Here is a 9,860-nt window from a genome sequence, read left to right as displayed (position 1 = left end):
TGTGATGCCTAAAACATTAAATATTACCGAAGCTTGTGAAGTATCTCCATTTGAATCTGTAATGGTATAATTTATTACCACTAAACCATTATAATTTAATGCGGGAGTAAAGTCAATTGTATCATCAGTTGGATCATTTCCTGTTCCACCATTATTTAATACTGCTGTTCCAACAGATACTGAAATAGGTGTTACTATAATGCTTCCAACGTTCGGACCATCAACTCCAAAATCATCATTCAGTAATACATTTATATTAGTTGTTCCACTATTCTCTAAGACATTGACGGGTGCATCATTTACTGCAGTTGGAGTGTCGCCATTAATCACAGATGATGTGTACAAAATAGTCAGTGTTGCTGTAATTGAGTTACCTTCAAAATCTTCTATCGTATATGTAATAGGCCTTGGGTCTTCAGTAAATCCAATTTCTGGTGTAAATGTTATTTCTCCATCATCGGGCACCGCAGTCCATGTCCCTTCGTCAGAAACTACTAAAGTTAGTGGGTTTCCATCAGTGTCTGAATCTGTTGGATCAATAACCAATGATCTAGGTATTACAGTATCTCCATCAATATCGTTTGTTACCACATTTACCGTTACCGAAGCACCATTTTCATTGTTAGTACTTGTATCATCTGCTGCTATTGGCACATAATCTATAGTTATTGTAGCATCATTAGATTGTACATTGGCCTTTCCAGCGAACCTGTCTTCAACATTGTATTGCACTGGTGTTGGATCATCATTAAATGATGACAAAGGTGTAAAGGTTATAAATCCTGTTACTCCATCAACACTCCAATTCCCTTCATTTGGCACATTAAAACTTGTTACATCTCCATTTATATCTATAATTTCACTAGTTGCACCTGTGGGTTTTATTAAACTAACCGTAGTAGGGTCTAATCCTATATCACCATTCCCTTGATCTGTTCCATACCCATTATCAGCCAATGGGTCTATTGTTACCGCCATATTTGGGGTATTTGAAGAGCTTAAATCATTATTTGCAACCCCTAAATAATCAAAGGTAATTAGTGCTTCATTAGAGACATTACCATCATTGTCTTTTATGGTATACCTAATTGGTGTCGGGTCTCCTTCAAAACCTGAATTTGGAGTAAAAGTAACAGTTATGCCACCTAATGAATTAGTAATTGACCAAGTTCCTCTTCCTGCTTCAATAAAATTCATAAAAGGTTGGGTTGTACCAATAATTTGAAAAGTAGTTAAATCTAAAGCTCCATCTGGGTCTTCATCTTGACCTGGTCTATCCACAACTTCTAATATTCCTTTAACTCCTACTGGAATACCTCTGAGTTCATCATTTATAGCTACTGGTGGTCTGGGAGTATATGTAACTGTTAACTGGGCACTTGTAGAATTTCCTTCGTCGTCATCAACTGTATAGCTAATGGGAGTTGGGTTTGCCGTAAATGCTACTGGTCCGGTACAATCAAATAAAACATCATCACTATCACCTTTACATGGTTTAAAAATTATGTTACCAGTACTTATAACTCTCCACACACCTTCGTTTGCAACTACTAGGGTTAAGGGATTTGTATCTCCATCAATATCGGTTGGATCAATCACTAAGGTTGATGGGTCTATAATATCTCCTGTAATATCGTTTTCAAGTACGCTCAACCTAGCTACTTTTAAGGTAATATTATTACTACTTAAATCGGCGGTAGCTATAGGAACATAATCAATCGTAATTGAGGCATTATTAGATGGAATACCACTGGTATCTTCTACATTGTATTGTACAGGTGTTGGGTCGTCATTAAATGTTGTTAAGGGCATAAATGTAATATTGCCGTTTGTGTTATTAACGCTCCAAGTGCCTTCTCCTGAAATTTCAAAACTTATAATATCTTCGTTTACATCTTTAATAACATTTATGGCAGTGCCAGGATCAACTAAACTTACTGTTGAAGCCATTACGAGATCTCCTGTTATATCATTTATTAGTACATCTACCTCTACATTATCTCCTACTGTATTGGCCAAACTTTCATCATCTGTTGCCACTGGAGCCTGATCTACATTAATTGTTACCATAGCATTATCACAATTTGGTAAATCTATTTCACAAAACTCATAGTTTAGGGTATACTCTCCTGGTGCTAAGGAGTTTTCAACTGTAATAGTTCCATCATTATTTAATGTGATTCCCGATATTACTGCATTTGTTTGACTAATGGTAACCGATGCACTGGATGGGATTGTGGTATAAAAAACATCATTTTCAAATACCGATGGTGTTGTTGTTGTAACACCTTCTTGAACATCATAACTATCATCAGTTGCTGCTATTGGTGTAAAAACAGTAAGTAGAGCAGGAGTTGAATTAACAGACGCTTCGCAAACTAAAGTTGGACTTGAAACAATTACGCGATAATATGTACCATGCAAGGAATTATCAACAGCATTCACCGTTAAGGAGGATGTGTCTGTATTGCTATATACAGTATCATCAAAAATATTTACAAATGGGCCTGTTTCATTGCTAGATTTCTGCCATTGGTAGTTTACTGGTGTGGTTGTATTTGTAGAAACGGCTACTGAAAACGTAGCATTGGCTGGAAAGGTTATAGTGGCATCTGCTGGTTCTGTATCAATAACTGTAGCGGCTCCTTTTTGAATAAAATCTGGGGTTCCATTGATGTCTAAATCGGCGGGGGTTGAGTAATTAGCAGCCAAAACACTCCCATTTATTGCATTTATTGGTGCTACCTCACCGTTTGTTTGATTATATTGCTCTTCCAACTCTGCTAAACCAGAGTCTGTATAAGTTTCATTGCTATCAGAACAGCCATCAGCATCTGAATCATCATCCAAATAATCTGGTATTAAATCGGTATCGGTATTTGCAATAGCGTAATTTACCGTGGTTAGTGTAGCGGTTACCAAAGTAGGAATACCATTACTATTAACTCCATCTGATAATTGGCCATTTATATGATTTTGATTATGCCCAGCTTCTACCGCATCATAAATACCATCATTGTCTGAATCTATATCTAAACTGTTTGGAATGCCATCATTATCTGTATCACCACATATATTCAAAGTCCTATTCAAACTAAAGGTAATAGCAGTACTAGGGAAATTCAATTTAATTTTTCTAAAATGAACAAAAGAAATTAAATCATTATTTACAGTTTTAACAGAAATGGATTTAGGATTAGCTGCAGTACCAACAGAATATATAACATCGGGTCCTTCATCTGTACCCGCAAGTGTTCTCCATGAAGATCCATTAAAATACCTTACAATTAAACTTGAAGCGCTTAGTGAATTTACGGAACCTGTTTTTTTTACATTAATTTTAAAGTTAAATGCCCTATCTCTAATTCCTTCTAATAGCAACTCAGAAGAGGCAGCATAGTGATTAACTAAGTTTGTGTATTCAGAATAATTTGAGGTTATTATAAATTGACCCGAGTTAACTCTATCATTGAAAGTTATAGATGTTTTTTTTCCTGGTCCGTAATTGTAGCCACGAACACTTCTTAATTGAATTGACCCGGCGCCAGTAGTTTCAGTTGAAGAAAATTGAGAGTCACTACTACTATTAAACTCGGCAGAAGGATTATCAGATCTGAAAGACTTACTAGTATTAGGACTAAACAATTCTGTTGTAGAAAATACTGGTCTCAAACAATTCACTTCATCAGCATCTAAAATACCATCATTGTCATCATCTAAATCTAAATAGTCTAAAACCTCATCATTATCCGTATCAGAAGTTAAATTACCATAAACACTTATGGATACTGTTGCTGTATCACAAAAGGAATTTATTGGTGTATCGTTACATATGGTATAGGTAAAGGAGTCTAAAACATCTGTGGTTTCAGTTGGTGGGTTATAAGTAATTGTACCATCATTATTATTAACAATACTACCACCATTTGTTGTTGTACTAATTGTGGTTATTGTTAATGTTCCGTTAGTTGGGTTACTATCGTTTGCTAGTAAATTAACTGTAACGGGCGTATTAATATAGGTAGAACTTAAATCATTTGTTGCCATAGGGTACGCATTACTTAATGTAATTGTAGCCTCGTTAGACGCATGCCCTTGAGCATCTTTAACAATGTAGGTTGGTGCTGTTGGTGTGTCTATATATGATGCATAAGGTGTAAATACAACCTCTCCTATATTATTAAATGTCCAAACTCCTTCATTTGCTACTGCTAATGTTTTATTACTGTTACTTAATACACCACCTGAACCAGTAGTTGTAAATTCAACGGTACTAGGGTCTGGCGTATCTCCAGTGGTATCGTTTAGGGTTACATTAAACGGTGTACTTGCGGTATCTGGTAAAAAAATACCTGCATTATCGTTTGTTGCTATTGGAAAAAAAACATTTAATAAAGTAGAACCAGACACCACATTATCAACACACACATTCGATAGGGGTGAAACCACAATACGATACGAATTTCCTTTTAGTGTATAATCAAGAGAAATTCCTAAATTTGGTGTTGTAGCGTTGCTATAGAAACCTCCATTTACAATATTATTCCAGCCACCAATACTACCAACTTGTACTTGCCATTGATGGGTAACTTCTTGATCTGGAAAGTCAGTGTTGATTGTGGCAGTTATTACAACATTATTTGTTGGAGCTACTGTAATATTTGATGGAACCATTGCGTTTATGGTATACCCGCTAAATTGAATATAATCTTGTACGGCATTACCAGAGCTGCTATCTGCATTTCCGGGCTCAGTATATGCAGCTGCCGAAACAATCCCATTTTCATTTACTGTTGCAATACCATCATTCTCTTGACCATACTGCTGATTGGTCTCTGCCAATGTAGCATCTGTGTAAGCCTCATTGGCATCTGAACAGCCATCGCCATCAGAATCTAAGTCTATGTAATCTGGATATACATCAGAAAAAGCGCCAGGATTGTCAGTATTCTTAACTTTTAAATTTTCGTCTAGTACATAATTCTTGCTAGTACTTAAAACAGCCCTAGATATCCCACTTACCAAACTTGTCCCACCATCTAATCTACCATCTGTATAAGCTAGACTGTGTCCAGCTTCAACAACATCATAAATACCGTCATTATCAGAATCTAAGTCTAAATAATCTGGGATTGAATCGTCATCTGTATCTCTAAACGTTGATCCATAAGTACAATAGCTAATAGCGGTAAGACCAATGCTTACAGGGTCAGGGTTATCATTTGTGCCTTTATATACTCTAATTACAACTTGTGTAATTGGTACATTGATTGTTGTTGTAAATAAATTTTCAAGTTCGTTATTATTTGTGTTTGCACCTTCACTAGAATTATTACCTGTTACTATATTATTGGTAATTGTCCAGTTTGATCCTGCACGTGGGCTAAACTCGGAAAAAACAATATCCGTATTTAAAATTTGAGACGCTCCATTGTAGGCCGTTACTTCAAAAATGTCTCCATTATCTATACCAACAGGAACAAAATTAAAATTACTAACAACATCTTGAAAAGTAATTGTATAGTCTGCATAATTATCTGGTGAAGTATTTGTTACTTGGAGATAAATAAAATTTCCAACAACACCACTTCCACTATTATCATATCTAATTTGTAAACCACCTTCAATCCCTGTTCCCCAAGTGGTAGTTCCTGTTAGCGTAACATCAAAATCAAATGTATTATATGAAAAACCTTTTAATGGTAATGTCTGTGTATCATTTAAACGTTCATCAATTGGAAGAGAGCTTGTCTGTCCATTTGCATCGAATCTCGTGTTATTAAACGAAAATAAATTGCTTGATACCGGTATACAATACTGCCCACCTTCTACAGGGTTTACAATACCATCGTTATCGGCATCTAAGTCCATAATATCATCTACATTATCGCCATCCGTATTCTGCGCGTTTACAGAAATAGAAAACCCAACAAGCACAATACAAAATAGTAGAAAGTGTTTTTTAAAGCTAAAAAAGATATTTTTTTGTGAAGCGTAATTATTTTTCATGAAGTTTGCGTTAAAAGTAAAATTTAAGAAGTGAAGTCTTCATCTAGATATATTCAATGAATTATTTATTGACTATATTTAAAACTATTATGATAAGATTGGTTTGAATTATCTTAAATTTGACCTACATTATAAATAGAATAACTATATAGTTTCTTTAAGTTATAAAACCCTTTAAATACTTAAATTCACAAAAGAAGAAAAAAAAACTCCAAAAAATCTTAAACTTTAGGTAGCAAATAGGTAGTAAAATAAAAAAACACAGAGCTTTTAATTTTTTCTTATAGTATATATTCTTAAACGTATTGAACTAGATTTAATAATATAGATTAGACCTAAAGTAACGTGATGTAGAGCGACATAAACTAACGTGGATAATGTTTAAGAATCCCATTACCTAATGAGTAATCTTGATAGTTATCCTTTAAATTAGTCAAACCAAAATGAGGTTAGTTTTAAGCAAAAAACACAATTCGAAAAGAAGATAAACGGATTATCTATAACTATTGGAACACAGAGGTATTTCGCTTGTTTCATATTCTACTCAAATTAAGCACTGGTTTTAACACTTAAGAATTAAAAACCGAAATTCTGTTATTTATTGGTGTAATAAAAATAACTAATATCAAAAAAAATTAGATGTTTTAGGCTTCGAAACACTTTTGCTACTCTAGCCTCAAGATTTTATATTTATAATTTTTTACATTGTAAATAAGCAATTTTTTATGCTCTCACATTGAAACATTTTTATTAACTTTAAACAACGGAACACATGAACAAACATAAACTGAAGAACTTATTTAAAATTGGAATTCTAATCTTTGGAATTTCATTATTAACAAACTGCCAAAAACAAAATGATGATTTACAAGAAACAGAGCAAGATAATAACAGCAAATATTTATTAACTAGGTATAAACAAAAAGAATTTAAAGACAATACAAAACTGATTAATAAACTTTCTTCACTTAAGGAGAAAACAAAAAAATCAAATGTAAGTTCTAAGTCAAAAGATAATAGCTCAAAGATAGACCTTGATTTAAGCGAAGCTACTTATATAGAGGATTTAGAAAATGATTATCATTCGTATACCTTTTCAATTTATAATGAGGAAGAAAACTTTAATATCAAAAATATTGTTATATCCTTATCAGAAGATGGTAGTTATGAAGCTTTTATAGTAACCTATTATTTAACTGAAGAAGAAAAACAAATTATAGACCAAGGTCTTTATATTAATCTAGACGATAATATGTCTATAGAATCTTTAGATATAGATCAAATTAATATGATGTCTAGAGGAGGAAGTGGTGGCTGTACTGTTTTTGTTACTACTGAAGTAAACTGCTCATGTCATTCAGATGAAAATCATGAAGAAGCAGCGTGTGGTCATCCAGATATAGTAACCCAATCTTATCGTATCCCAAGCTGTCATGACGGCGGAGGAGGGTCTCCTGTTTCTTCACCTTTTCAGCCTGTAGTTACATCACCAACAAGTACAACCGATATTAGTGCTGTTATAAGTTTAAAAAAATATTTAATCTTAAAAAAGAGTGAGAGAGATTGGTTAAACAAAAACGAAAGTATTGCGATAGAATTGAATTCTTTTTTAGTATCTAACCTTTCTGAAAACGCTATAAACGAAGTTAAAATGCGCATTGCTATAGAAATGCTTATTGATACAGACTCAAAAACTCTTCAATACAAAGAAAATAAAGGCGTTTTTAGAAATCGAGAAGCTCTAAAACACACCCATTCTGCTGTTGACCTTAGTACAGGAGACGTATACTACAAATTAGAAAACGGACTTCATTTATTAGCCTCCGCAAATGGAAGTAAAATAAATGATGATGTTAAATGGACTTCTGATTTTCCAGCAGAAGGATACCATTATATCTACAGTGAAGAAACTGAGCAGTATTACGAGTATAGATTACCTCCCGCGGATTATCCTAAAGCCGATATAGATTTTTTATTAAAAGCTTTTTGGTCTGGTGTTGCCACCACTGCAAGATATGCTACACCTCTTGAAGATATTATAATCCTTATTGATGGCAAAGATTTTGATGGCGTTGAACAAAACAAAGCCGCTACAGCTGGGTTTATGATTGTTGGCTTTATACCTGGTGGAAAAATCTTAAAACCTATTAGCAAAGGAACTGGCAAAGTCTGGAAATTTGTCATAAAAAACGGCGATAAAGTGTTTACCAGAACTGTAAAAGAACTTACCAAAGAAACCTTACAGCATTTCGATAATTATGCTGAAGGAGCAAAAGACCTTTTGCAAGAAGCTCTAAGAAAAGGTGATATACTCGACGATGAAATAATTATTGAAGTTGGGCAAGAAATAGCAGATCTTTCTGCAAAGAAAGGTAGTAAATTAACTTGGCCAGAAGTGAAAGCGCTTTTTAAACGCGGGAATGATTTTAATGATAAGGCTAGAGATATATACAAATATAATGAGGTTGCATTAAAAAATGGTAAACGATTGGATTCTTATAAACCAGGTCAAGAAATCATATCAAGGAAAGCTACTACTTTAAGTAATATAAAACCTGAAACTTTTAAAAGCTATTTACAGGAATTAATTAACAAATACCCAAAAGGGGCAGAAATAAATGCACCTAAATTTAAAGGGTTCTTTGACAACAAAGTATTGGACGGTGATTACTTTTTGGAAATACCTTTATCAAATAAGTCATTTTTTGAAAATAGTACTATATTTCAACAGGTATTGACACAGTTTAATGTGGACAATAATGTACTCATTAGAATTAAATATTTAGCAGAATAACATGAAATTAAAAAAAATATTTGAGAATATAGATTTTGTAAATCGCTATCAATCTATTTGTGAAAAGTATAATGATTTTGATAATAGAATGAGAGATTCTACAAAACAAATACAAAAAGAAGTTTTAGATTCCTTTAACTATAAATATAAATATGTTTCTAATGGAAGTTTTTATCAGATAAAAGAAGAAAATAATGAGATTTCATTTTCTTTACATATGGTAATAAAAGGAGGGGTAATTGAAACTTTGTTTTTTCTTGATGTTGATGGAAAAACTATTGAACCTCAAGGAAGAATTGATTTCTTCCCAGAAGATTTAGGAATACCTTTTGAGAGGCTAAAATGCGGTGCTTTGCCAAAATATGGTTCTGAAGAAGAATTGAAAGAAATATTAAAAGAGATTTTTTCTATCTACGAGGATTTAAAAAAAGAATTTGTTAAACAATTAGAAAATTAAAAAACCTGTAAATCAACGATTTACAGGTTTTTGTTTCGATTTGGTACTCAAAAAGTGGAGTCGGAGAGAATCGAACTCTCGTCCAAACAAGTAACCAAAGAGTTTTCTACACGCTTAGTTTTTTCTTGGTTTTCGATTGTAAGCCGATTAAAAACATTCTACTTACAACTTATCTTTTTTAGTTTCAAAAATGTGTCAAAGCGCCACAAAATCTATGTTAACATTTACGATGCCTCAAAATGGAACGCCGTTAACCAAGGCTTTCCAGAGACATAAAGCTTTCCTACCTAGTAGGACAAGGCTAATCTTACTATAATTCAGATTATGCAGCTAAAGCGTAGTTATTCTCGCCGTTTAAAATTTGGTCTAGCCTTTAACGTGTTTCAATGCCATTACACGACGTGCTTACCGTTTAATTAATCTCGCTGTCAAAACCAGTCGACCCCATTATTAATTTTATGTTGGCGTTACCCACTTTTGCTTTTAATAGCAAAAGTGGATCAGGCTTTCCACTATATCTTTTGCAAAAAAGCAAAAGGATGCCGTTTCAATCCTTAACGCGGGCAGCAAAGTTATCAAAAAAGTTTGTATACACCTGCA

The 9,860-nt window shown here is 33.5% G+C and carries 3 protein-coding genes and 1 other RNA gene; 2 read left to right on the top strand and 2 right to left on the bottom strand.

Annotated features, from left to right (window positions below; genetic code table 11):
* The coding region (locus M3P09_RS16285; RefSeq protein ID WP_249973933.1) for an Ig-like domain-containing protein at window positions 1–6,009 on the bottom strand (6,009 nt) is incomplete at its 3' end.
* 772 nt (window positions 6,010–6,781) lie between these two features.
* On the opposite strand from M3P09_RS16285, the gene M3P09_RS16280 reads away from it, so the two are divergent.
* Together M3P09_RS16280 and M3P09_RS16275 are read left to right on the top strand one after the other, a co-directional pair.
* Window positions 6,782–8,803 carry a hypothetical protein gene (locus M3P09_RS16280; protein WP_249973932.1) on the top strand — a complete coding sequence of 674 codons (2,022 nt, stop codon included), beginning with the start codon at window positions 6,782–6,784 and terminating at the stop codon, window positions 8,801–8,803.
* Between the two features lies 1 nt (window position 8,804).
* A complete protein-coding gene (locus M3P09_RS16275; protein ID WP_249973931.1) occupies window positions 8,805–9,260 on the top strand; it encodes a hypothetical protein in 456 nt (151 codons plus the stop codon).
* Between the two features lie 52 nt (window positions 9,261–9,312).
* On the opposite strand, the gene ssrA is transcribed toward M3P09_RS16275, so the two are convergent.
* Window positions 9,313–9,706: a transfer-messenger RNA gene (ssrA, locus tag M3P09_RS16270) on the bottom strand.
* Window positions 9,707–9,860: the final 154 nt, after the last annotated feature.

This window comes from Jejuia spongiicola (genome assembly GCF_023502325.1).
GTDB classification, from domain to species: Bacteria; Bacteroidota; Bacteroidia; order Flavobacteriales; family Flavobacteriaceae; genus Wocania_A; species Wocania_A spongiicola.
The sequence above is the reverse complement of the archived record's forward strand: the minus strand, read 5'-3'. Positions and strand labels throughout refer to the sequence as shown.

What these genes read in the sequence shown, in the direction of transcription:
- M3P09_RS16280 (WP_249973932.1), top strand. Translation starts at nt 6,782, where the DNA reads ATGAACAAACATAAACTGAAGAACTTATTTAAAATTGGAATTCTAATC.
- M3P09_RS16275 (WP_249973931.1), top strand. Translation starts at nt 8,805, where the DNA reads ATGAAATTAAAAAAAATATTTGAGAATATAGATTTTGTAAATCGCTAT.